Annotated in this window: 20 protein-coding genes; 2 read left to right on the forward strand and 18 right to left on the reverse strand. The window is 62.7% G+C overall.

Annotated elements, in window-relative coordinates; genetic code table 11:
• Positions 1–24: 24 nt before the first annotated feature.
• Positions 25–672, forward strand: a complete 648-nt coding sequence (locus B9N88_RS02420; RefSeq protein ID WP_027608670.1) for a winged helix-turn-helix domain-containing protein — start codon at positions 25–27, stop codon at positions 670–672.
• Between the two features lie 242 nt (positions 673–914).
• Positions 915–2,306 (forward strand): undecaprenyl-phosphate glucose phosphotransferase, encoded by a 1,392-nt coding sequence (locus B9N88_RS02425; protein ID WP_027608671.1) that lies wholly within the window; start codon positions 915–917, stop codon positions 2,304–2,306.
• 207 nt (positions 2,307–2,513) lie between these two features.
• On the opposite strand, the gene B9N88_RS02430 is transcribed toward B9N88_RS02425, so the two are convergent.
• From B9N88_RS02430 to B9N88_RS02515, 18 genes are all read right to left on the reverse strand, one after another.
• Positions 2,514–4,589: a YjbH domain-containing protein gene (locus tag B9N88_RS02430; RefSeq protein WP_027608672.1), complete on the reverse strand. Its 2,076-nt coding sequence runs from the start codon at positions 4,587–4,589 to the stop codon at positions 2,514–2,516.
• The gene (locus tag B9N88_RS02435; RefSeq protein ID WP_027608673.1) at positions 4,586–5,353 is read right to left on the reverse strand and encodes a capsule biosynthesis GfcC family protein; all 768 of its coding nucleotides are present in this window, start codon (positions 5,351–5,353) and stop codon (positions 4,586–4,588) included. Before B9N88_RS02435 ends, B9N88_RS02430 begins: the two co-directional genes overlap by 4 nt.
• Complete coding sequence (locus B9N88_RS02440; protein WP_223841601.1) at positions 5,350–6,003, reverse strand: YjbF family lipoprotein; 654 nt, start codon at positions 6,001–6,003, stop codon at positions 5,350–5,352. Before B9N88_RS02440 ends, B9N88_RS02435 begins: the two co-directional genes overlap by 4 nt.
• Positions 6,004–6,015: 12 nt before the next feature.
• On the reverse strand, positions 6,016–7,128 hold the full coding sequence (locus tag B9N88_RS02445) for a polysaccharide biosynthesis/export family protein (RefSeq protein ID WP_027608675.1): 1,113 nt from the start codon (positions 7,126–7,128) through the stop codon (positions 6,016–6,018).
• Positions 7,129–7,215: 87 nt separating this feature from the next.
• Positions 7,216–7,455 carry a hypothetical protein gene (locus B9N88_RS02450; protein WP_027608676.1) on the reverse strand — a complete coding sequence of 80 codons (240 nt, stop codon included), beginning with the start codon at positions 7,453–7,455 and terminating at the stop codon, positions 7,216–7,218.
• 178 nt (positions 7,456–7,633) lie between these two features.
• On the reverse strand, positions 7,634–9,043 hold the full coding sequence (locus tag B9N88_RS02455) for a mannose-1-phosphate guanylyltransferase/mannose-6-phosphate isomerase (protein ID WP_027608677.1): 1,410 nt from the start codon (positions 9,041–9,043) through the stop codon (positions 7,634–7,636).
• Positions 9,044–9,066: 23 nt separating this feature from the next.
• The gene (locus B9N88_RS02460; protein ID WP_027608678.1) at positions 9,067–9,525 is read right to left on the reverse strand and encodes a GDP-mannose mannosyl hydrolase; all 459 of its coding nucleotides are present in this window, start codon (positions 9,523–9,525) and stop codon (positions 9,067–9,069) included.
• A gap of 5 nt (positions 9,526–9,530) precedes the next feature.
• Complete coding sequence (locus B9N88_RS02465; RefSeq protein WP_027608679.1) at positions 9,531–10,739, reverse strand: glycosyltransferase WbuB; 1,209 nt, start codon at positions 10,737–10,739, stop codon at positions 9,531–9,533.
• On the reverse strand, positions 10,739–11,716 hold the full coding sequence (locus B9N88_RS02470; RefSeq protein WP_027608680.1) for a GDP-L-fucose synthase: 978 nt from the start codon (positions 11,714–11,716) through the stop codon (positions 10,739–10,741). The genes B9N88_RS02465 and B9N88_RS02470 overlap by 1 nt, the downstream gene beginning before the upstream one ends.
• A 2-nt stretch (positions 11,717–11,718) precedes the next feature.
• Positions 11,719–12,840: a GDP-mannose 4,6-dehydratase gene (gene gmd, locus B9N88_RS02475; RefSeq protein WP_027608681.1), complete on the reverse strand. Its 1,122-nt coding sequence runs from the start codon at positions 12,838–12,840 to the stop codon at positions 11,719–11,721.
• Positions 12,841–12,909: 69 nt separating this feature from the next.
• The gene (locus B9N88_RS02480; RefSeq protein WP_027608682.1) at positions 12,910–13,845 is read right to left on the reverse strand and encodes a glycosyltransferase family 2 protein; all 936 of its coding nucleotides are present in this window, start codon (positions 13,843–13,845) and stop codon (positions 12,910–12,912) included.
• Position 13,846: 1 nt separating this feature from the next.
• Positions 13,847–14,806, reverse strand: a complete 960-nt coding sequence (locus tag B9N88_RS02485) for a nitroreductase family protein (RefSeq protein ID WP_159440249.1) — start codon at positions 14,804–14,806, stop codon at positions 13,847–13,849.
• Between the two features lie 14 nt (positions 14,807–14,820).
• Positions 14,821–15,372, reverse strand: a complete 552-nt coding sequence (locus B9N88_RS02490) for an LbetaH domain-containing protein (RefSeq protein ID WP_027608684.1) — start codon at positions 15,370–15,372, stop codon at positions 14,821–14,823.
• Positions 15,369–16,532: a polysaccharide pyruvyl transferase family protein gene (locus B9N88_RS02495; RefSeq protein WP_027608685.1), complete on the reverse strand. Its 1,164-nt coding sequence runs from the start codon at positions 16,530–16,532 to the stop codon at positions 15,369–15,371. Before B9N88_RS02495 ends, B9N88_RS02490 begins: the two co-directional genes overlap by 4 nt.
• Positions 16,529–17,704, reverse strand: coding sequence for an O-antigen ligase family protein (locus tag B9N88_RS02500; protein WP_027608686.1), 1,176 nt, complete (start codon positions 17,702–17,704; stop codon positions 16,529–16,531). The genes B9N88_RS02495 and B9N88_RS02500 overlap by 4 nt, the downstream gene beginning before the upstream one ends.
• On the reverse strand, positions 17,701–19,014 hold the full coding sequence (locus tag B9N88_RS02505; protein WP_027608687.1) for a lipopolysaccharide biosynthesis protein: 1,314 nt from the start codon (positions 19,012–19,014) through the stop codon (positions 17,701–17,703). The genes B9N88_RS02500 and B9N88_RS02505 overlap by 4 nt, the downstream gene beginning before the upstream one ends.
• 5 nt (positions 19,015–19,019) lie before the next feature.
• On the reverse strand, positions 19,020–21,239 hold the full coding sequence (locus B9N88_RS02510) for a polysaccharide biosynthesis tyrosine autokinase (RefSeq protein WP_043293898.1): 2,220 nt from the start codon (positions 21,237–21,239) through the stop codon (positions 19,020–19,022).
• Between the two features lie 41 nt (positions 21,240–21,280).
• Complete coding sequence (locus tag B9N88_RS02515; protein ID WP_027608688.1) at positions 21,281–21,721, reverse strand: low molecular weight protein-tyrosine-phosphatase; 441 nt, start codon at positions 21,719–21,721, stop codon at positions 21,281–21,283.
• Positions 21,722–21,746: the final 25 nt, after the last annotated feature.

Below are 21,746 nucleotides of genomic sequence, written 5' to 3' on the forward strand. Positions count from 1 at the left end.
ATCTTCCTGATATGGGTGGACCCTATGAGTTCTTTCAAGAAACACGCCTTCGCTCCAACACTTGCGTCTATCGCACTGCAGGACTTCACGCCCAACGCAGAGCTCTTCTATTACGATGTAAACGCCCCCGCGACCACGGACCCCGCCGATACAAATCCGGCGTTTTCCCAACCACAGATCACTCCGCATTTTAATACCTACATTATTACCCACACCCTTAACTTGCCCTCACAATCGTTTAACCCCAAGCGGCAAGAATCCAGAATGCCAACCGCCAAGGCCCCTGACAGCGCGCCGAATAACCATACGCGTACTCAAGAGATCAGCGCCGAACGAACGCCACTGTATCCACAGGATTTCTGGCTGCTCACCCAACATGATCGCGCACTGGTCAAGGGCGGCCTGCGCATTTCATTGACCACTATTGAATCGGCGCTGATTAAAAAGATGCTGCACCATGAAGAACGCGTGGTCAGCAAAGAAGAGTTGATCCGTAATATAGGTCGTGAACCCGATTTATATCGCGGATTGGAAATGTGCCTGAGTCGTTTGCAGGAAAAGTTCAAGCGGGTCAACGACGGTGAACGCCTGTTTCGTGCGGTAAGAAACCGTGGTTATTGCCTGACGCAAAAAATCAAAAAGCCGCTCGAGCTTAGTCAGCCACGCCGTTAACAAAAATAAAAACAACCCAGACTTTTTAATTCACCCTGCCTATTAAAAACTCTTCTACCTGCCCTTTTATAACATTCACTCCGCCAGACCCTCTTGACCTTGTTATAAGTCGTCAGCCACTGCCCCCTGCCGTTCATTACTATCAATGGGCACGCGCCTGCGCGTGCCTGTCGTTTATAAAAGTTAACCGTTAACCCTTAACGCCTGCCACCACGTGCGCGGTCATCACCGGGAGCAGAACTATGCTTAATAACACTAGAATGCATCGCAACCTGACCCCCAGGGGTTTGACGTTCTGGGGGCAATGGACACTCGCATCGAGCTTAGTTGTTGCACTGTTATTTACGCTGGTTATCTTGAAGACTGGCCAACTGGAGTATTACTACCGCGTCCTGGCCGCCTTTACGATATTGGCCTCTCTCCCGGCGTATACCTTGTGCGATGTCTACAGCAAGAAAGATGATTATGCCGTGGGCCTTGGACGCTTGTTCATGGGCTGGCTGTTAACCATGGGTATATTGTTTGCCGTGGGCGTAGCCTGTAATGCCAGCGCACTGTTCCCTGTGGAAACCTTATTACTCTGGGCGGCGGTCAGTTACCCGTTATTGGCATTGTGTTACATACCGCTGCACAGCCTGTCCCGGTATTACCACCGCCAACTTCACGAACGCCAAAAATCATTGATCGTGGGCACTGGCAAGCTTGCGGTGGACCTGGCCAGGACCCTCTCACGGCAAAAACGCTCGCCCCTGGTGGGTCTGGTCGGCAGCCGTGCCGAGGCGACCGAGGATGCGCAAGCGCAGATCCTCGGCGAGCTGCCGCAACTGCCCCAATTGATCCGGCAACACGGCATCCGTCGGCTCTACATCACCCATTCATTGCAGGACGCCACCCACATTGAGGCGTTGTACCTCAACCTGCTGGAGATCAGCGTGGATGTGATCTGGGTGCCCGACCTCAATAACATGCTGCTGCTCAACCATTGCGTGGCCGAAGTGGATGGACTGCCGGCGATCTACCTCAACGAAAGCCCGCTGACCAGCCGCCCCACCGCGGCGCTGAGCAAGTCGCTGCTGGACAAGAGCCTGGCGGCTCTGGCAATCATCGTGCTGAGCCCGCTGCTGCTGCTGGTCGCCCTGCTGATCAAGCTGACGTCCCCCGGCCCGGTGATCTTCAAGCAGGACCGCCACGGCTGGAATGGCGAGGTGATCAAGGTGTGGAAATTCCGCTCCATGCGTGTGCATGACGACCATGAGGTACGCCAGGCCAGTCGCAACGATTCGCGCATTACGCCGGTCGGCCGGTTTATCCGGCGCACCTCCATCGACGAATTGCCGCAGCTGTTCAACGTGCTGCAAGGCCACATGGCACTGGTCGGCCCACGCCCCCATGCGATTGCACACAACGACTACTACTCGGGGAAAATCCGCGCCTACATGGCCCGCCATCGGATCAAACCCGGCATCACCGGCCTGGCCCAGGTCAATGGCTGCCGGGGCGAGACCGAGACCCTGGAAAAGATGCAACAGCGCGTCGACATCGACCTGCGCTACATCAACACCTGGTCGCTGTGGCTGGACATCAAGATTCTGCTGAAGACGCCGTTTACGCTGCTGTCCAAGGACATCTACTGATAGCCGACAATCAATACAGTTCAAATGTGGGAGGGGCTGCGCGGCAGCCCCAAAACCAGGCCCAGAGGAGTGCCTGATACACCGCATTCGTCTTCATCAGGGGCGCTTCGCACCCCAACGCGGGCGGTGCGACACTTCGCCAAGCCCGCTCACCACAAAGGTCCCAGTTTGCTGCGCGACAGCGCTACGTCGAAGAGGTAGCGGGGTCTATTCAGTGATCTTGTCGATGTTCTTGTAGAACAGCTCACTGTCGCGCCCATCGGTCATCGAATGCAGTGAGTAGGCGCGGTTCAAGCGTGCGCCGCCATCGCGGGTCAGCGGTGCCCATACCAGGTTGGCGCGCCGCATCGTCGACAGGCTCATCAACTCATCGAACGGAATGGACAGGTACAGGCCTTTGTCGAAGCTGCCTTCGCCGTACTCTGCGCTGGATGCAGTGGTGCGGGTGATCCACGCGCCAATCCGCACACCATTGTTGAATTCCCGCGACAGGTCCAGGGTCGCGCCCCAGTCCCTGGCCAGGTAGCGCCCCACACTCAAGGCGCCCTGAATGTTGAAGGGCAGATCGGTATAGCCGGTGATATGCCCGGTGACGGTGCGGTAATCGCGCAAGCTGAAATCCTGCTCGAAACCGCGCTGGCGCACGTAGTTCAGGTCGGCTCCCAACGCCCAGCGCTGGCCCATGGGGCGGTACAGCACTTCACTGCCGACACCGGCGTACATCGACTCCAGCAAACCACCGTAGACCATGCCGTAGAGGTCCTGGTCCAACTGCTGCGCATGGTTGAGCTGGAAGGTCGGCAGGGTCACATCGGAGGTGGTCATGTACCGGCGCAGGTCGGTCCGCACCCGGGGCAAGCCACTGGGCGCATCGTAGGTAAACCCGTCGTAGTTGTTCAGCAGGTTGACGCTGAGCAGGCCGCTCCACCAGGTATTGCGGGTGAAACGATACTCGCCGTCGAGGTCGGCGGACACCTGGTAGAGCAAGCCATCCGGCCCGCCGACGTTCTGCTTGTAGCCCAGCCCCACACCATAGGTGAAGGGTTTGGGTGGCTGGGTGTACAGCACTGTCTGGCTGCGGTTGCTGGCGCGATTGACCTCGACCTGGCGATGCAGGTTCTGCAGGTCCTCGCGGTGGTTGACCACCTCGCGAAAGGTCTCGCGCGGCACGCTGGTTTCTTCGATCGGCATGGCGTAGCGCTCGCTCACCAGGGTGAACCAATCGATCTGGTCATTCACGCTGTTATCGAGAATCCGACTGGCGCGGCCCACCGCCTTGGCGCTGTAGAAGTAGCGCTGCTGTTCGCCGTACACCAACAATTCCGGCCCGCGCTGGGTAATGCGCTGCACGTTGTAGCCGGCATTATCGTGCAGGCGCCGGGATACGGCGGCCCAATCCACCTGGTCCATCGGTGTGGTCGGGGCCCTGGCAGGCAGCTTGGGGGCCGGTGGGTCGTAGGTTTTTACCGGGGCTTTGCGGCTGACGAAATTGGTGTGCAGGGTGATGCCGAACATGGCGGTGTTGCCACGTTCCCAGGCGGCACTCACATCGATGGAGTCGGCCAGCTTGTAGACCAGGCCAAGGTTGATGGGCGAGTCCTGGCGCTGGTTGTTGTCGCGGGGTTCGTTCTGATAGTCGTTACCCTCGTACTCCAGCTTGAGGCTCAGCGGTGCCCAGGGCGTCTGATAGGCAATCCCGCCGAACAACGCGGGCCGGCCGCGAAAGTAGCCGTTGGAAAAACTGCCGGACCCTTCGGCGGTGGGCCGCTGGTTGAAACGATCATCCAAGGCGCCCAACGGGTTGCCGAAATCACCGCGACTGCCCAGGTACCCCCAGGCGATGCCGGCACTGAAATCCACGTCACCGTAGCGCTTGTTGGCCACCAGGTACTCGCTGGAAAACAACCCGGTGCCACCCAGGTCCATGAACCCCAGCGCCACCTCGGGCAGCCAGTGGCTTTCCTGATACAGGCGCACTTTGGCGTCGACGGCCTTGTCCTTATAGCTCTGGCCGCCGCTGAAGGACTCGGCGCCATAGGGGCGGTTGGTGATCGCGGTGTAGCGAAAGGTGCCCTCCAGCCAGTCCAGGGGTTGCGCCGAAAAACTGTAGCGGCTGTAGGGTTCGGTGCGGTTGGCATTCACGCTGAGTTCGCCGGCGGGCGCCATGCGGGCGGTGGGGGTTTGCAGCAGCCCGACGCCGCCGAAATCGCTTTGGGTGTAACGGGGATCGCCATGGGCGACGCCACAGGGCACCAGCAGCACGGCTGCAATACATAATTTCAAGGCGTGACCTCGGCCAGGGGTTGGGTGGCAAGAAACTCGGCCAGTTGCTGATTGAGTTCGGGGGTGAGCGGGTCCAGGTCGTCGCTGCGGATCGGTACCAGCAACGTGCTGCCCGGCGCGGGAGGCGTGCCCTCCTCGCGATTCCATGCCGCGATACCCAGGCGCGTGACATGGCCGTCGGGCTGGATCAGCCACAGGTAATCGCGGTCCGCTTCCGCCAGGGCCGGACAGGCGTGGAGGTAATCGAGGGGCCGCTGCATCGGCTGGAATGCCAACGTGCAGGCTGCGGCGACGGCCCCCACCACGCGCACGCTGTGCGGCCTCGGCGGATAAACCAGGCGGTCGCCCTCACTGACCAGCGGGTTCGGCGCAAAGCCGACTTCCACCGCCACCGGATCCAGCATCGCCTGTTGGCGGCCGGTCACCGGCAAGGCCTGCACCTGTTGATAGAGCCGAGCCGCCGCATGCGCGCGACCTTCGCGACCGGCCGCCAACGCCGCACGCTGCAGGGTTTGCAGGTCAAACAGCACACCGGCCTTGAGCCGTGCCTGCTGTGCCAGCAAGGGTTGGCGCAGCCAGGCCGCACCGAGCCAATAGCCCTGGGCATCCGGTTGCGACGCGGTGATCACATCCAGCAAGCGCGCCTCGGGCGCCAAGGGGATCGGCCCCGGATTGCGCACCTCGCCGCTGACGGTCATCGCCGCCAGGGTCACACTGGCGCCACTGCACAACAGCACCAGCGCGGCCAATTTTCGCAGCATCATGGGGCATCCTTGCGGGTCGGTTGCAGTTGGGTAATGGTGAGCGTCAGGTCGGGCGTCAGGTGCTGCTCGCTCTGCACGATAAAACCGTCGCCGGGGTCGACCCAGTAACGGTTACGCGCGTGAAAGCCGGCGGCCTCGATGTCTTCATCCACCCGCAGCAAGGCATAGGATTTGTCGAGAATCTCGACGCTCTCCAGCCCCTGGCGCGTCATGCGGCTGTTGACCGTAACGCCCAGGCGATAGCCGTCGACCACGTCGATCTGGCGCGTGCTGCGATAGCCGTCCGGGACACGATGCAACCCTTGCTGGAACGGTGACCGGCCTTGCCAGCGCGTGCCATCCAGGTCAGTGCCCAGGCCCACCGTGCGCACCACCAGACCGTCGCGCAGCAGCAGCACCTGTTTGCCGGATGCCACCCAGAACTGCAGGTCGTCACGCTGGCGGATCAGCGCCATTACCCCTGCGCCGGACACCGTGGTGACCTTGATCTGGGGGAACGGCACCGCATCCACCTGGGCCTGGCTCAACACCAGCGGCGGCGGCCCGCCGACGGCAGCCCTGAAGGTATCCAGCGAGGCCTGCATCAGCGGATTGCAGCCAGCCAACAGCCACGCCAACCCTGCGTACGTACCGATTTTCAAACTGTTCACGCAGGTACCACCCTATCGGCTGCTGGCTTCGCTCAGGTTGTTCTGGGTGGATGCACCAATGCCGATGATCGACGCGGACGGCACCAGTTGGCTGATAAAGCGGTTCCAGCGCGTGATATTCGCCGGGCCGACAAACACCACGTCCTGGGGCTGCACATCAAAACGCGTGGCCAGGGCCATGGCCGAGGGGGAGCCGGCTTGCAACTGGAACACCTTGGCCGGTTCCACATCGATGTTCTGCGCGCCGCGAATCACGTAGATGGCATCGGCGTTGGAGGTGTTCTGGTTGACCCCGCCCACTGAACCCAGCACGTCGGAGAGGTTCATGCTGCGGGTCTTGAAACTCAGCGCGCGGGGTTGCATCACCTCGCCCATCACGTAGATGCGCTTGCGGTCGTTGTAGGCCAGGTACAGCTGGTCGCCGTCCTTGAGGTAGATGTCATTCAGGCGCGACTGCTCAAGGTTGAGCGTGTCGAGGTCCAGGGTGTAGCGCTTGCCGCCACGGGTGAGGGTGAGGTTCGACAGGTCGGCGTTGATCGGGTCGATCCCGGCGGCGCCGAGGGCCTCGCTGACGTTCATGGCAATGGTGGTGAGGGGCACCGGCCCGGCCTTGAGCACCGCGCCGCTGATCACCACTTTCTGGCTGGCAAAGCGCAACACGCTGACATCCACCTGGGGGCTGTCGATGTACTGGCGCAGCTTGTCGGTGATCTCGCTGCGCAGCGCTTCAATGCTGCGACCCTTGGCAACCACCTCGCCGACGTAGGGATAAAACAGGTTGCCCTCGGGGCTGACCAGGCGACCGTTGGCATCGATCTGCTGCTGCGGGCCGGACGGCGCGGTAAGTTCAGGGTGATCCCACACCGTGATATACAGCGCGTCATTGGCGCCGATCAAATACGGCCCGGGTTTATAACTCAAGAGTTCTGCTGGAATGGAATAAGGCACATGACTTGCCGCGTCCATGGCCAATAACTTTGGGGTGATCGGAATTAAATCCACGCGACTGTTTTCAGGCCCGCCCTCTTCGGTCAGGGCGGCCGTGTCCATAGATTGACCCGGGGCAAACATGCAGCCTTGCAATAATGCAGCGGCCACGGCTGCAATAGAAAAAATACGCATCATAGTGCTAGGACACTCGCGATAGACGACAAGAAAAAAAGACCACTTGGGCGGGGATTCCAAGCGGTCTTAAAAGCGGAAGGTGTACGACTAGTTGCTGGTACCCGTAGTGCCGGTGGTGCCGGTAGTACCCGTGGTGGTGCCGCCATTGGAGCTGCCGCCGCTGTTGGAAACAGCGGCAACACCGGCAACCAGGGCAGTGCCGACCAACAACGTTTGCCCCACCGTAACGGTTCCGGCCACTGTGGTATCAAGCCCCAACGGCAACTCGTCGGCCATCGCCGAGGTACTCAAGACACTGAGTACCAAAATAGCCAGTGATTTTCTCATTTCAGACTCCTTATCATCAGTGAGCAGGCAAACCGATAGTGCCATTCAACTAAACAGCACACCAGACAGATAATATTCAGCCGACTTAGTTGAAAATAACGTTTTCCCGGCAAGCCCCGGCCTTCAATGCATTGCGCCCGGTAAAGTTATTAAAAACGTTATTAATTGTCGGAAAACCTCAGGCCCTGCCGTACTTGTCTTCGAAGCGCACAATATCGTCTTCGCCCAGATAAGAGCCCGACTGCACTTCGATCAACTCCAGCGGGATCACCCCCGGGTTTTCCAGGGCGTGCACCTGGCCGATGGGGATATAGGTCGACTGGTTTTCCGACACCAGGTAAGTCTGTTCGCCATTGGTCACCCGCGCCGTACCGCTGACCACGATCCAGTGCTCGGCGCGATGGTGGTGCATCTGCACCGACAACTTGGCCCCCGGTTTCACCGTGATGCGCTTGACCTGATAGCGCTGGCCGTTGTCCACCGAGTCGTACATGCCCCATGGCCGATACACCTCGCGGTGGTTGAGATGCTCATGGCGCCCGGCCTGCTTGAGCAGGTCGACGATGGCCTTGACCTGCTGCACCTGGTCCTTGTGGGCCACCAGCACCGCGTCCTTGGTCTCGACAATGATCAGGTCCTGCACCCCCACCGTGGCCACCAGCCGACTGTCGGCGTGGACGTAGGTGTCACGGGTGTCCAGGCTCAGCCCGTCGCCGCGTATCACATTGCCGCTGGCATCTTTTTCGCTGGCCTCCCACAACGCCGACCACGAGCCGATATCACTCCAGCCGGCCTGCAACGGCACCATCACCGCGTCATGGGTGTTTTCCATCACCGCGTAATCGATGGAATCGTCCGGGCACGCGGCAAAGGTCGCGGCATGCACGCGGGTGAAGGGTTGATCCTGGCTGCCGCCCTCCAGCGCCACGCGACAGGCCTCGAGGATCGCCGGCTGGAAGCGCTCCAGCTCCTCCAGGTACCGGCTGGCGCGGAACATGAACATGCCGCTGTTCCAGTAATACCCGCCGCTGGCCAGGTACGCCGCAGCGGTGGCGGCGTCCGGCTTCTCCACAAAGCGCTTGACCCGATAACCGCCCTCGCCCGCCGCCGCGCCTTGTTCGATATAGCCGTAGCCGGTATGGGCGCAGGTGGGCGTGATCCCGAAGGTCACCAGCTTTCCGTCGCGGGCCAGCGGCAGCGCCACTTCCAGGCTGGCATGAAACGCCGGGATGTCTTCGATCAAATGGTCCGCCGCCAGCACCAGCAGGATCGGGTCCTGGTGCTCGGCCAGCGCCTTGCACGCCGCCAGCGCGATGGCCGGCGCCGTGTTGCGCCCCACCGGTTCCAACAGGATGCTGGCCTGTTCCATGCCCAACTGGCGCAATTGCTCGGCCACCAGGAAGCGATGCTGCTCATTGCAGATCAACTGCGGCAGCGCGACGTTGGCGCCTTCCAGCCGCGTGATGGTCTGCTGCAGCATCGACAGGTGCGCGTCGGTCAGGCGCAGGAACTGCTTGGGGTTCAGCTGCCGCGAAAGCGGCCACAGGCGCGACCCCGAACCGCCTGCCATGATCACCGGTAACAACATGAGAGCGTCCTCGGGAGAGAGAGTCAGAAATAGGCGCGAGTGTGTTCATGCACCCGCGGGCTGATGCGCAGTTCGTCCTCGGACCACCAGCGGTAATGCTGGTGTTGCTCCGTGGGCGGTTGCAGGGTCTGGCCTTCGCCCAGGTCCAGGCAATAGCCGAGCACCACGTAATGGGTGTCCGGCCCGGCCCCGGCGTTGGCGAACACGCTGTCGTCGTAGAAGTGCTCGTACACCCCCATCAGCCGCGCCTCGGCGCGCTCGAACGGGTGTCCCAGTTCGTCGCGGGTGATGCGCCGGAAGGCGTTGTCGAGGTGTTCGTTTTTCTGGATACGCCCGCCGGGCACGAACCAGAAACCATAGGCCGGCCGATTGACGCGCAGGCCCAGCAGGACCTCGCCACGGGCGTTTCTCACCACCAGGTCGATCGCCACCAGCGGCGTCGATGCCACGACCGTATTGAAGGTCGGTAAATCAAGCCACATACCCATCAGACCTGTGCCATAAAGCGTTGCAGAATACGTTCCTTGTCGAGGAACTCCTTGGCGTAGTTCAGCGCCACCTCATTGCGCGCAGGCAATGCCAGTGCCCGCTCGATCCCGGTGTTCAGCGCGGCGACGGACTCCGGTTCAGCCAGCACCGCAATGCCCGGGTGTTCCTCGCACAGGCGGCCGAGGGTGGTGCCGGGGTCGGCGGTGATGATGGCGTGGCCGCCCACCGCGAGGATATTGGTCAGCTTGGAAGGCAGCACCGCGTCCGCCACCCCGCGCTTCTGGATCACCAGGTGCACGTCGGCCGAGGCCAGCAGCACCGGCAGATCCTCGTAGGGCTGCAACGGCGCAAACAGCACGTTGCGCAGGCCATCGCGCTGTACACGCTCGAGCAAGCGGGCCTTGCCGGTGCCCTGGCCGACGATCAGGAACACCAGCTCCGGGCGATCGGCATAGGCCTGGGCAGCGTCGAGGATCAGTTCCAGGCCCTGCTTCTCGCCGATATTGCCGGAGTACAACAACACCCTTTGGCCCGGCGCCACACCCAGGCGCTGCAGCAGCCCGGGGCTGCGGGGCACCTGGCGAAAGCGGGCGGTCTCCGACCAATTGGGAAAGAACAGCAGGCGCTTGCCGTTCACGCCTTTGCCCCGGGCCTTGTCGAGCATGCCGCTGGAAATCGTCGAGACCCGGTCAAAGCGCCGCAACAGCCAGCGTTCAAGCCCAAACGCCAGGCGCCGCACAAGGGAGCCGCCACCGATGCCGAGGCCGAACATCGCGTCCACTTCGTAATCCTGGATATGCAGCACCGAGCGCGCGCCACTCAGCTTGGCCAACAACAGTGCCTGGGGCGCACAAAACAGCGTGGGCACCACCAGGATCACCAGGTCCGGTTTCCAGCGCCAGTGCCCCATGACCGCCAAAAACGAACTGGCGGAAAAGCTCATCAGGTGCAGCAGGCGCGTCAACGCCGTGGGCTGGCGTGGCACATACAGCGGGCAGCGAATCACCGTCACGCCGTCGTCCTGCTCGGTGCGAAAGCGCCACGGCGAATAGCCCTCGCCCACCTGCCACTGCGGGTAATACGGCGGCGCCGTCACCACTCGCACCTCATGGCCCTGGCCTGCCAGCCAGCGCGCCTGTTCACCGCTGTACTTGCCGATGCCGGTGAGCTCCGGGCTGTAGTTGATGCCGTACAGGAGGATCTTCATCAGTGGCCCCGAGGCTGTTCGAGGGCCGCGAGGTAAGCGTTGTAGGCGTCGCGCAGGCCCTCTTCCAGCGGCACATAGGCTTCCCAGCCGAGGGCATTGATCCGGCTCACATCCAGCAGCTTGCGCGGTGCTCCGTCGGGCTTGCTCGCGTCAAAGCGCAACTGCCCCTTGAAGCCGGTGACCCGCACCAGCGCCTGGGCCAGTTCGGCGATGGTGCAATCCACCCCGGTACCGACGTTCAAATGCGAACGCATCGGCTGGGTCTGCTCGCGGTAGCGTTCCTGGCTGAGCTCCATCACATGCACGCTGGCCGCCGCCATGTCATCCACATGCAGGAACTCGCGCCGTGGCTTGCCACTGCCCCAGATCACCACTTCCTCATCGCCGCGCTGGGTCGCCTCATGGAAGCGCCGCAGCAAGGCGGCGATCACATGGCTGTTCTGCTGGTGGTAGTTGTCGCCCGGCCCGTACAGGTTGGTGGGCATCACGCTGCGGTAATCGCGGCCATGCTGGCGGTTGTAGCTTTCGCACAGCTTGATCCCGGCGATCTTGGCCACCGCGTAGGGTTCGTTGGTGGGTTCCAGCGCGCCGTCGAGCAACACCGCTTCGATCATCGGTTGCGGGGCATGCACCGGGTAGATGCAGGACGAGCCCAGGAACAACAGCTTCTCCACGCCATGGCTGTGGGCGGCGTGGATCACGTTGGCCTGGATCATCAGGTTCTGGTAGATGAAATCGGCCGGGTACGTTGCGTTGGCGTGAATCCCGCCGACCTTGGCGGCCGCCAGGTACACCTGGTCCACACGGTGCCGGGCGAAGTACGCCTGCACCGCGGCCGGGTCGAGCAGGTCCAGTTCGTCACGACCGGCGGTGAGCAACTGTGTGTAGCCCAAGGCCCACAGGCGCCGCACGATGGCCGAGCCGACCATGCCGCGATGGCCGGCCACGAAGATCCGCGCATCAAAGTCACGTGCCATGCTCAGTTCTCCACGGCAATCGGTGCGTCATGCCCGTGCAGGCGCAACAAGGCGTGGCGCTGGGCGACCTTGAGGTCTTCGCGGACCATCTCCGCGCACATTTCCTGGGCGCTGATTTCCGGCACCCAGCCGAGCAGGCGCTTGGCCTTGGACGGGTCGCCCAACAGCGTCTCGACTTCCGCCGGGCGGAAGTAACGCGGGTCGACGCGCACAATCACATCGCCCACCAGGATGCCCGGCGCCAGGTCGCCGTCGATCCGCTCGACCACCGCCACCTCTTCCACGCCCTCGCCGACAAAGCGCAGATGCAGCCCCAGTTCCGCCGCCGACCAGCGAATAAAGTCGCGCACCGAATACTGCACACCGGTTGCGATGACAAAGTCCTCGGGGTGTTCCTGTTGCAGCATCATCCACTGCATGCGCACGTAGTCCTTGGCATGGCCCCAGTCGCGCAGTGCATCCATGTTGCCCATGTACAGGCACTGTTCCAGGCCCAGGGCGATGTTGCTCAGGGCGCGGGTGATCTTGCGCGTCACGAAGGTTTCACCGCGACGCGGCGACTCGTGGTTGAACAGGATGCCGTTGCACGCATACAGCCCATAGGCTTCGCGGAAGTTCACGGTGATCCAGTAGGCGTACAGCTTGGCCACCGCATAGGGCGAACGCGGGTAGAACGGCGTGGTTTCCTTCTGCGGGGTTTCCTGCACCAGCCCGTACAGCTCGGAGGTCGAGGCCTGGTAGAAACGGGTCTTCTTTTCCAGGCCCAGCAGGCGGATCGCCTCGAGGATGCGCAAGGTGCCGAGGGCATCCACATCGGCGGTGTATTCCGGCGAATCAAAGCTCACCGCCACATGGGATTGGGCGCCGAGGTTGTAGATTTCATCGGGCTGGATCTGCTGGATGATACGCGTCAGGTTCGACGAATCCGCCAGGTCGCCATAGTGCAGGATCAGGTTTTTACGCAGGGCCTGGGGGTCCTGGTAAATATGATCGATGCGCTGGGTATTGAACGACGAAGAACGGCGCTTGAGGCCGTGCACGGTATAGCCTTTTTCCAGCAGCAGCTCGGCCAGGTACGAGCCATCCTGACCGGTGATCCCGGTAATAAGCGCGACTTTATTCATGTCTGTCTCCCAATTGATAGGCGAGCGAAGGCCGACACCCAGACTTGGGTGTTTGTTGAAAACGCTCAGTTACTTCGGTGTGGGCAGGTTCAAGTTATGGCCGGTCAACTTTGAGAGTTCCCGGACAATGGCTTCCTTATCGTTTAAGTGCGCAATCGCGGTTTCCAGTTCGAGCACTTTGGCGCCCACCAGAAAGCGGTACCAATAGCCCTGGAGCAGGTGATAGACCAGGCCGCTGCGGCCATCGAGAAACCCCAGCTGGATGATGTAGCGCCACAGGAAATACGCGGTGGAACTGAGGGTGAACGGCACGCGGTTGTACACGCGGTTCTTGACCAGGCGCTTGGCCTTGGCCTGGAACGAACTCTGCCCGGCATGCAGTTCATCGCGTATCGCAAACAGCCCCAGCCGCGCGTTAAGCACTTCAATCGCTTCGCGGGTGGCGTACTGGTTGTGCTTGTGGGTGAAGAAGGTCAAGTCATGCAGGTTATGGTCGGCAAACCCGCCGTCGAGGGTGATGGTGCGGCCCTCGGCGACCGAGATGTGCTCGTCCATCCAACGGTCCTCCATGCGCCCCTGGCCGGTGCGCCACAGCCGCAGCATCTTCAACGGGTAGCGGCCGCCATGGCGCACCCAGCGCCCCATGAAGATATGTTTGCGCTTGAAGTTGATGCCGGTGATGTCCCGGGCCAGGGTCGGCAGCCGGGTATTGATCGCGGCGGCAAGGTCGGCCTCGATGATTTCGTCGGCGTCCAGGCGCATCGTCCAGTTGCCGGTAATCGGCAGGTGATCCAGCGCCCACTGGAACTGCTTGGCCTGGTTGACGAAGGCGTGCTGCACCACCAGCGCGCCATGGCGCCGGGCGATGTCGCAGGTGTCGTCGGTGGAAAACGAATCGACCACCAGCACTTCGTCGCTGAAGGCCCGTACCGACTCGATGGCCCGGGCGATATGCAGGCTTTCGTTGTAGGTGAGGATGATCACACTGACGGTTTCGCGCTTCATATCAGCCACCGTGCATCTGCAGGACTTCTGTGGTGAGCCGGCGCGGTGAACGCGCGGCCCGGAAGTGGCTTTCCAGGGGCAGCCCCACGGCGATCATCATGATCAACCGCTCGCTGGCCGGGATGGCGCCGATGCCACGGATCTTCTTTTCCACCGAATTGAGGATCGCCAGGTTCAGCGGGCACGCGCCCAGGCCATTGGCGTGGCAGGCCAGCAGCAGGCCCATGGAAAACAACGCACCGTCGACGTAAAGCTGGTTGCGCTGCCCCGCGCCGCCCCAGGCGGTGACTTCGGACGTGACCACAAACAGGTTGTCCACCGACTGCGCAAACCCGCGCGAGCCGCCTTGCAGCTCCAGCAGCTGCGCGATCACCGCGCGGTCCTGATACACATGCACCCGCGACGACTGCCGGTTGCATTGCGAGGGTGACGACTGCGCCAGCTCCACCAGGGACGTCAGCAGGCCACTGTCGATCTTGCCGGCCTGGAACATGCGGCAACTGGAGCGCGATTGAAGGAACGCCTTGGCATCCAGCCCGCCATTGCCCAGCCACGGCGCCGCACGCTTGATGCCGCCGCTGCCGGCGGTGCCGTCGCGCTTGAGGTGCTCCACATAGGCATCCAGGTAAAACACGAAGTCGTCGCTGATGCCGAGGGTGCGGTGCAGCTCGAGGTAACCCTGGAACGCGCCGAGGGCCATCTCCACCGGCAGCGCCGAATACGTGCGGTCGTATTCGTTGAGCATATGGATGATGCCGTTGATCTTGTCCTTGCCGAACAGCGGCTTGGGTTCCTTGAGGGACAGGCCCTTTTCCACGGTGTGGGTTTCGATGAGGATTTTGTAGAACAGCTTCTTGTTGCGGCTTTCCAACGGCGAGTAACCGTTGTGGCGAATAAACGTGAGCATGTCGCGAAAGAACTCGCTGACGAAATACATCAACTTCCATGCCTTATCCATCATGGGTTTCACCTGTTTCATAGTGCGATGTCTCTCGTTTTGAGGGGGCGGCACGGCGCACCGACGCAAATCATCCAGGCCGGCTGGCTGGCCGTGACCACCGAGCGCGCGCCGACCACGCAGCCCTCCTCCAGCACGCAACCGGGGTGGATAAAGGCCTCGGCGGCGACCCACACGTGGTCCTTGATCACGATCTCGCGAGTCACCAAGGGCCGCAGCAGGCTGCGGGTGTCGTGGCTGCCGGTGCACAGGAAGCTGCGCTGGCTGATGGTGACTTTGGAGCCCAGGGTGATTTTGGCCATGGCGTACACATCGACCCCATCGCCGATGGCGGTGTAGTCGCCGATCTCCAGGTTCCACGGTGCCCAGATGCTGCACGTGGGCGCGATGCGGCAGCCCACGCCGACCTTGGCGCCAAAGCAGCGCAGCAACCAACGCCGCCAGTTGTGCAGCATCCAGCGCGGCGTGGGACGAAACAGCAGCTGGTAGACGATGCCCCACAACAGCCGGCGCGCCTTGTTGCTGCGCGGCAGGGTGTCGACGTACTTGAGTTGCGCGAAGTCGCTCATGGCCGCAGCGCCGCCAGTTGTTCCAACAGGTAGCGCTCGCCCACCTGTTGCAGGGCCTGGCGCCGGGCCCGCACCGCCACCCAGTCGATGGGCGCCGCGATCAAGGCGTGCACCTGGTCGGCATCGTCTGCCGGCAGGAAGCGTTGCGACAGCTCCAGCTTCTCCAGCAGGTTGCGCACACGGGCGTTCAGCGAGGCCTTGTTGCCCGGCAACCCCACGGCGATAAACGGCTTCTCGAAAATGATCGCGAACACCGTGGCGTGGAAGGAGTTGGTCACCACGTAGGCGCTCTCCTTGAGCAACTTGAGCCAATCCTGCGGGCCCACCTGTACGGTCTCGCCGATCTGCCGCCAGCGCCGATGCGCGTTGTACGGCGAGACAATCGGCCCGGCCACCTGCCGCGACAGCGCCTGGGCCACTTCGCGCACGCCCACGCCGGTGCGCAGCGCATAGCAGAACACGTGGCCGGTGCGGGTCTGGGTGGACGTGGCGAGCAGCGCCGAATAGTCGCGGTGCAGCAGCGTCGGGTCCGGCACGCACTGGGCAGCCAGCCCCGAGACCTGGTGCACGATGCTCACCCCGCTCTCCTCGCGCACACTGATCGCCGACAGTTGCCTGAGCAGACCCTCGGCTTCGGCATGGTACTGCGGCTCCAGGTATTCCTTGCCGAAACTCGCGGCGTAGGAGATGCGCCGGATCGCCTTGTCGCAGTCGAAGGCCAGGAAGTACGCCGGGTCGAGGCCGGTCTGGCCCGAGGGGTTCCAGATCTGGTCGCTGCCGGCCACCAGCAACTGCTGGCCGGCCACCGCCTGGTGGAGCTGGTGGGCGTGGGCGTAACGCGGCGCCTGGATATTCAGGAAGCGCGTCTTGAACGCCTCGAACTGGCGCGACTGGGCATTCGGCCCCAGCACCCGGGTTTTCAACGCCAGGGCCTTGAGGTACAGGGCCTTGAGGTTGGCCTTGAGCTGGCGCGGGTTGAACAGCTGGCGGATCTCGCTGCCATCCTCCACGTAGGCCGGGTGGTAGTTGATCAGGCTTACCTGCAAGCCCTGTTGCTGCAACCAGCGCTGCAAGGCATAGGCTTGCAGCACCGCGCCGAAGTTTTCGCTGAAGTGGTACGTCAGTATCCCGGCCCTGATGGGGCTAGCAGGTGCGTTCATGATCCAGCCTGTTTCAGTAAGTAATTGGGGTAAACCGCCTGGCGGGCAGGCGCAGCCTTGTTGAGCAGGCCGATGAACATCGACCACACCAGCAGGTAGCTGCCATCGAAGGTGGTGAAGAACTGGTAGCTGGTCTTGAACGAGAAAATCAGCAGGATCGCCACCACGGCCAGGGATACCGGGCTGCGCGGCAAACCGCTGAACAGCAGGCAAAACAGCGCCACGCCGAGCACCCCCAGCTTGGCGGTCACGCCCCAGTAGCCGTTCTCGATATCGAACTTGGAGTTCTCGAACCAGCGCTCGTCATTGGTGGGCACGCCGGGGGTCAATTGCTTGGCCAGGCCATTGCCCAGGAACACCGTGGCCGGGTTGTCGAGAAACGATTCCTTGGCATGGGCGATCTCGAACGCACGGGTCACGTCCTCGCCCTTCTCCTCGAACAGGTAAGTGGCAAAGCGCGACACCGCCAAGGGGCTGGCATAGAACGTCAGCGTGCCCAGCGCGCCGATGGCCACCACCAGCACCGCCAACGACTTGAGCTTGCGCTGGGTAATCGCCGACAACAGGATCATCACCGCCATCGCCGCGAGGATGGTCTTGGACCCGGCCGCCAGCAGCGTGACCGCGAGAATCAGCATCAGGCCGATCCTGCGCTGGCAACAGGCATAGAAAAACAGCAGCACCGCCGAGCTGGTGGGGAACAACATGATCCGCCCGACTTCGTCGCTGGACTTGGACGCGGCGTTGGTCAGGTCGATGCCCACGCCATACAGGCTGACCTGGAGCAACTGGCCAAGGGCGAAGATGTAGATGATGCGTTCGAGGATGCGCCGGTAGTTGACACTATGGGCCCGGGCGATTGTTTCCACATGGGCCAGCACATGGCGGTACCCGGCCAGCAGCAGCACAAAATAGAAAAACGGAATGCCGGAGCGCAGGAACTGGTACAGCGAGATGTTCGCCCCACTGCTCACCAATACCTGCAACACACTGGACGCAACCACCAGCGCCAGCAATGGCAGCGCGCGGGTAAAGCCACGCGCCGCGTACATCACGAACGGCAGCAACAGCAGCAACGCCACCGGTTGCGAGAGGTTGTTGCTCAGCGCCAGGGGCAAGGCGAAGAACGTCAGCGGCAGGTAGAGGGTCAGGCGCGCCTGGGACAGCATCATGGGCCGACCTCCCCCACGCGAATCACCCGCAGGTACACCAACACCACCAGTTCCGGCAGCGACAGCAACAGCGACGCGCCCAGCAGTGGATCGATGCGCTCCTTGCATGCCAGCCACAGCAGCAAGGCTGCCACGCTGCTCAGCGCATAGATCACTGAGGTGAGGGTGTGGCGATTGGTGGAAATCAGCATCGCCGCGAGGATGAACCAGGCCACATTCAAAATCGTATGGGAGCCGATCAGCGCCAAGGACAGGCGATCGACCTGCACCAGGCCATGGCTCCACAGCAGGATGACCTGCGGCCCGGCCCAGATCCCGGCGGCATACACCAGCAGGCACAGGCCCAGTACCAGGGAGCTGGCGCGCTGGGTAAAGCGTCGTGCCTGTTCGAACTCGCCGCGCCCGGCCAGCCGTGAGATCTCCGGGGTCAGGGCGTTGCTGCAGGTGATGCCCAACTGGATGATCAGGCGCATCAGGGTGCGCGCCATGGTGTAACCCACCACCACCGCCGGGCCGGCGATCTGGTTGAGCACTTGCAGGCCGCCTTGCAGGGTGATCGCCTGCGCCAGCGGGATCGCCGCGCTGCCCAGCGCCGGTTTCCAGATACCACGGAACTCGGCCCAGGACGCCGACCCCAGCCCCAGCAGCGGCCAGGGTGAAATCCGCCGCACAAACAGGGTCACCAGCACCAGGAACAGCACCTGGCTGAAAAACATGCCCTGGGCCAATTGCAGTTCGGAGCCACCCAGCAGCAGCACGACGATGGACAGCACAATGTCCAGGGTCCTGCGGTTGGCCATGATGAAGACGCCGCCGACGGTTCTGTCGATGGTGCGAAACCAGGCGTCGATCGGCCCACCCAGCAAGCGCGTGCACAGGTAGCCGGACATGAACAGCACCACCAGGCCGGCCTGCTCGGCGGTCAAGGTCTTGAGCCCGAGCAGTGATACCCAGTCGAGCCACTGGCCCAAGGTCAGGGCGAATACCAGCACCAGCGCGACCACCGCCAGGGTAAAGGCCAGCGCGGTCTGCACACTGCGCCGCGCCCCCGGCACATCGCCCTGGCTCGCACGCAGCGTGGCGCTGGTGGCCGACGCCTGGGCCACACCCAGGTCCAGCAGGCTGAGCATCGACGGAATACCGGTGAGCACCAGCCAATCGGCATAGCGCCCGGTGCCCCAGGCGTGCAGGAAGAACGGCACCAGCACCAGTTGCGCCGCCAGCGTCACCAGTTGGGTGTAGCCGTAGCTCAGCACGTTGAGGCGAAACCGTCGCGACAACGAGCGCGGCATTTCAAGCACTTTGCTCATGGTCGTCAGGCCTTGTCGGACTGATAGGCGTAGCTGTAGTAGCCGTAGTCGCCATAGCCGTAGCTGGCGGACCGGCGTTTTTCCACACCATTGAAGATCGCACCCTTGAGCTCGATGCCGTTCTGATGGAAGCGGCGCAGGGTCAACTCGATCTCCTTCGCAGAGTTCACGCCAAAACGGGTGACCATCAGGCTGGTGCCGGCCTGGCGTCCGACAATCGCGGCATCGGTCACCGCCAGCAAGGGCGGCGTGTCGATGATCACCAGGTCATAACGCTCGCTGACTTCGGCCAGCAACGCGGCGAAGTTGGGGTGCATCAGCAGTTCCGATGGGTTGGGCGGGATCTGCCCACGACCGATAAAGTCGAAGCGCTCCACGGCAGTCGGGTGAATCGCTTCCTGCAGATCACAGCGCTTGGCGAGCAGGTCGGACAACCCCGCCTCCACCGCCTTGCCGAGCATCTTGTGCAAGTAGCCCTTGCGCATGTCGGCATCGATCAGCAGCACGCGCTGGCCCGACTGCGCGACAATCGCCGCCAGGTTGGCCGAGACAAACGTCTTGCCCACCTCGGGGCTCGGGCCGGTGATCATCAGGCGGTTGTTCCTGGCCTCGAGCATGGCGAAGTGCAGGCTGGTGCGCAGGCTGCGCATGGCTTCCATCACCAGGTCATGGGGGTGATTGACCGCCAGCAGCGACGGTGCGCCGGAGCGGCCCTTGGCGGCGTTGGTTTCCTCGGCCTTTTGCAACAGGCTGAAGGGGATCGAGGCGTACACCGGCAGGCCGAGTTTCTCGATCTCATCCGGGCTTTCCAGGCCACGGTTGAGCAGGCTGCGCACCAGCACGATGCCCACCGAGAGCATGCCGCCGAGCAGCATCGCCAGCAGCACCACGATGACCTTGCGCGGCGCCACAGGCTTGGCCAGGTTGACGTCGGCACTGTCGATCAAACGCACGTTGCCCACGGTGCCGGCGCGCATTACGTCGAGCTCCTGGGAGCGGTTGAGCAACTGGGTGTAGATCTCGGTGCCCACTTGCACGTCGCGGGTCAGGCTGAGCAATTCCTGCTGGGTCGTGGGCAAGCCTTCGACGCGCTTGGTCATCTGCGCCTGCTTGGCATTGAGTTCCGCCAGCTTGGCGATCAAGGCGCGATAAGCCGGGTGCTGGGGGGTGAACTTGCGGTCCATCTCGGCCTGTTGCAGCTTGAGTTCGGAGATGCCGGTGTCCAGGGCCACCACCTGGTCGAGCACGGCCTTGGCTTCGAGGCTGATGTCGATGGATTTGCTGCGGGTCTGGAAGCGGTTCAAGGCGTTCTCGGCCTTCTCCAGGTCGCGACGCACCTGGGGCAACTGGTCATTGAGGAACGACAGGCTCTGCGCCGCCTCGGCCGAGGTGCGGTCGACGTTCTGCTTCACATACAGGTTGGAGATTTCATTCAGCGTCCGCACCGCCAGGGCCGGGCGCGTGCTCTCCAGGGACAGGCTGATGATGCCCGACTCCTTGCCGCGCTCGATCACGGTGAGCAGATCCTGGTAGTCGGCCACCGCGTCCAGGCGCGGCTTGCGCACGATCTTGAAATGCGCGCCCGGATTGGCCCGCAGCTCCTTGACCAGCACCTCGACGCCGTCGGCGGCAAACGGCACGCCGACGCTTCCTGCGGCGATCTCGACGCCGTCCTCATCAAACAACGTGTAGGCCTGGGCCTCGCCGGCCACCAGTACCAGGGTGGTCCCGAGCAACGCCGTCGGCAGGTTCAAGCGGCTCAGCGCCAGGGCCTCGCCCCCTGCCGACCAGCGGCTGAAACCGAACAGCGGCGGCGCAATATCGCCCTTGTTTTCAGGCGCATAACGCCGCGCGAGGAAGCCACCGATCAACGGAAAATGCTGCGGCGTGACAGTGATGTCCAACGCCAGGGTATCGACGGTCTTGCCAATGATGGTGCGCGACTTGATCAGCTCGATCTCGGTCACCGCCGGCGATTCCTTGCCCAGCAGGCTACTGACGTCGGAGAAACCGAGCATGTCGTTCTTCTTCGGCTCCACCTGGATCAACGCATTCGCCTGGAACACCGGCGCCGCCAGAATCGCGTAGGCGGCACCGATCAGCATGCAGGTGCCGGTGATCCCGGCGATCAGCCATTTGTGATCGATCAGGTTGCCGAGCATGCCGAGCACATCGATCTCGTCACGGTGAGGGCTTTCAGGGGAAGCGTTCTGGGGTGAATACATAAATCGCGTCTTCGTCCTTGCAATCGTTTAAAGAGGGAGCGTCAGCGCGCCAGGCGCTGGGCCCAGGCCTGTGCGGCCTGTTCGATCAAGGCATAGGCCTGCACAAAGGCGGGCTTGCCCTGGCGATAGGGGTCGGTGATCTCGCGATCGTGCTGCCACTTGCCCAACAGGAACACCTTGCCCCGCGCCTCGGGGGCGAGGTCGAGCACGCCGTCGATGTGCCGTTGCTCCATCACCAGGATCAGGTCGGCCTCACTCACGGCTTCAACGCTGAGTTGCCGCGCCTTGTGTGCCCGGGGAACATGTCCATGCTCCTGCAGCACTTGCCCGGCCGTCGGTTCCAGCGGATGGTCACGCAACGCCGCCAAGCCCGCCGAACTCACCGTGATTCCGGAGGACGTCAGTGCGGCCCCCAGCAAGTGTTCCGCCGTGGGACTGCGGCAGATGTTGCCGATGCACACAATCAATATCTTTTTGAACAAGGCAACCTCCCACGCACCGCACACT

This window comes from Pseudomonas sp. LAMO17WK12:I1, from assembly GCF_900177315.1.
Lineage (GTDB): Bacteria > Pseudomonadota > Gammaproteobacteria > Pseudomonadales > Pseudomonadaceae > Aquipseudomonas > Aquipseudomonas marginalis.

What these genes read in the sequence shown, in the direction of transcription:
- gmd (WP_027608681.1), bottom strand. Translation starts at nt 12,840, where the DNA reads ATGAATAAAGTCGCGCTTATTACCGGGATCACCGGTCAGGATGGCTCG.
- B9N88_RS02480 (WP_027608682.1), bottom strand. Translation starts at nt 13,845, where the DNA reads ATGAAGCGCGAAACCGTCAGTGTGATCATCCTCACCTACAACGAAAGC.
- B9N88_RS02490 (WP_027608684.1), bottom strand. Translation starts at nt 15,372, where the DNA reads ATGAGCGACTTCGCGCAACTCAAGTACGTCGACACCCTGCCGCGCAGC.
- B9N88_RS02445 (WP_027608675.1), bottom strand. Translation starts at nt 7,128, where the DNA reads ATGATGCGTATTTTTTCTATTGCAGCCGTGGCCGCTGCATTATTGCAA.
- B9N88_RS02435 (WP_027608673.1), bottom strand. Translation starts at nt 5,353, where the DNA reads ATGATGCTGCGAAAATTGGCCGCGCTGGTGCTGTTGTGCAGTGGCGCC.
- B9N88_RS02500 (WP_027608686.1), bottom strand. Translation starts at nt 17,704, where the DNA reads ATGATGCTGTCCCAGGCGCGCCTGACCCTCTACCTGCCGCTGACGTTC.
- B9N88_RS02495 (WP_027608685.1), bottom strand. Translation starts at nt 16,532, where the DNA reads ATGAACGCACCTGCTAGCCCCATCAGGGCCGGGATACTGACGTACCAC.
- B9N88_RS02470 (WP_027608680.1), bottom strand. Translation starts at nt 11,716, where the DNA reads ATGGCACGTGACTTTGATGCGCGGATCTTCGTGGCCGGCCATCGCGGC.
- B9N88_RS02485 (WP_159440249.1), bottom strand. Translation starts at nt 14,806, where the DNA reads ATGATGGATAAGGCATGGAAGTTGATGTATTTCGTCAGCGAGTTCTTT.
- B9N88_RS02510 (WP_043293898.1), bottom strand. Translation starts at nt 21,239, where the DNA reads ATGTATTCACCCCAGAACGCTTCCCCTGAAAGCCCTCACCGTGACGAG.
- B9N88_RS02460 (WP_027608678.1), bottom strand. Translation starts at nt 9,525, where the DNA reads ATGTGGCTTGATTTACCGACCTTCAATACGGTCGTGGCATCGACGCCG.
- B9N88_RS02425 (WP_027608671.1), top strand. Translation starts at nt 915, where the DNA reads ATGCTTAATAACACTAGAATGCATCGCAACCTGACCCCCAGGGGTTTG.
- B9N88_RS02505 (WP_027608687.1), bottom strand. Translation starts at nt 19,014, where the DNA reads ATGAGCAAAGTGCTTGAAATGCCGCGCTCGTTGTCGCGACGGTTTCGC.
- B9N88_RS02465 (WP_027608679.1), bottom strand. Translation starts at nt 10,739, where the DNA reads ATGAAGATCCTCCTGTACGGCATCAACTACAGCCCGGAGCTCACCGGC.
- B9N88_RS02455 (WP_027608677.1), bottom strand. Translation starts at nt 9,043, where the DNA reads ATGTTGTTACCGGTGATCATGGCAGGCGGTTCGGGGTCGCGCCTGTGG.
- B9N88_RS02420 (WP_027608670.1), top strand. Translation starts at nt 25, where the DNA reads ATGAGTTCTTTCAAGAAACACGCCTTCGCTCCAACACTTGCGTCTATC.
- B9N88_RS02450 (WP_027608676.1), bottom strand. Translation starts at nt 7,455, where the DNA reads ATGAGAAAATCACTGGCTATTTTGGTACTCAGTGTCTTGAGTACCTCG.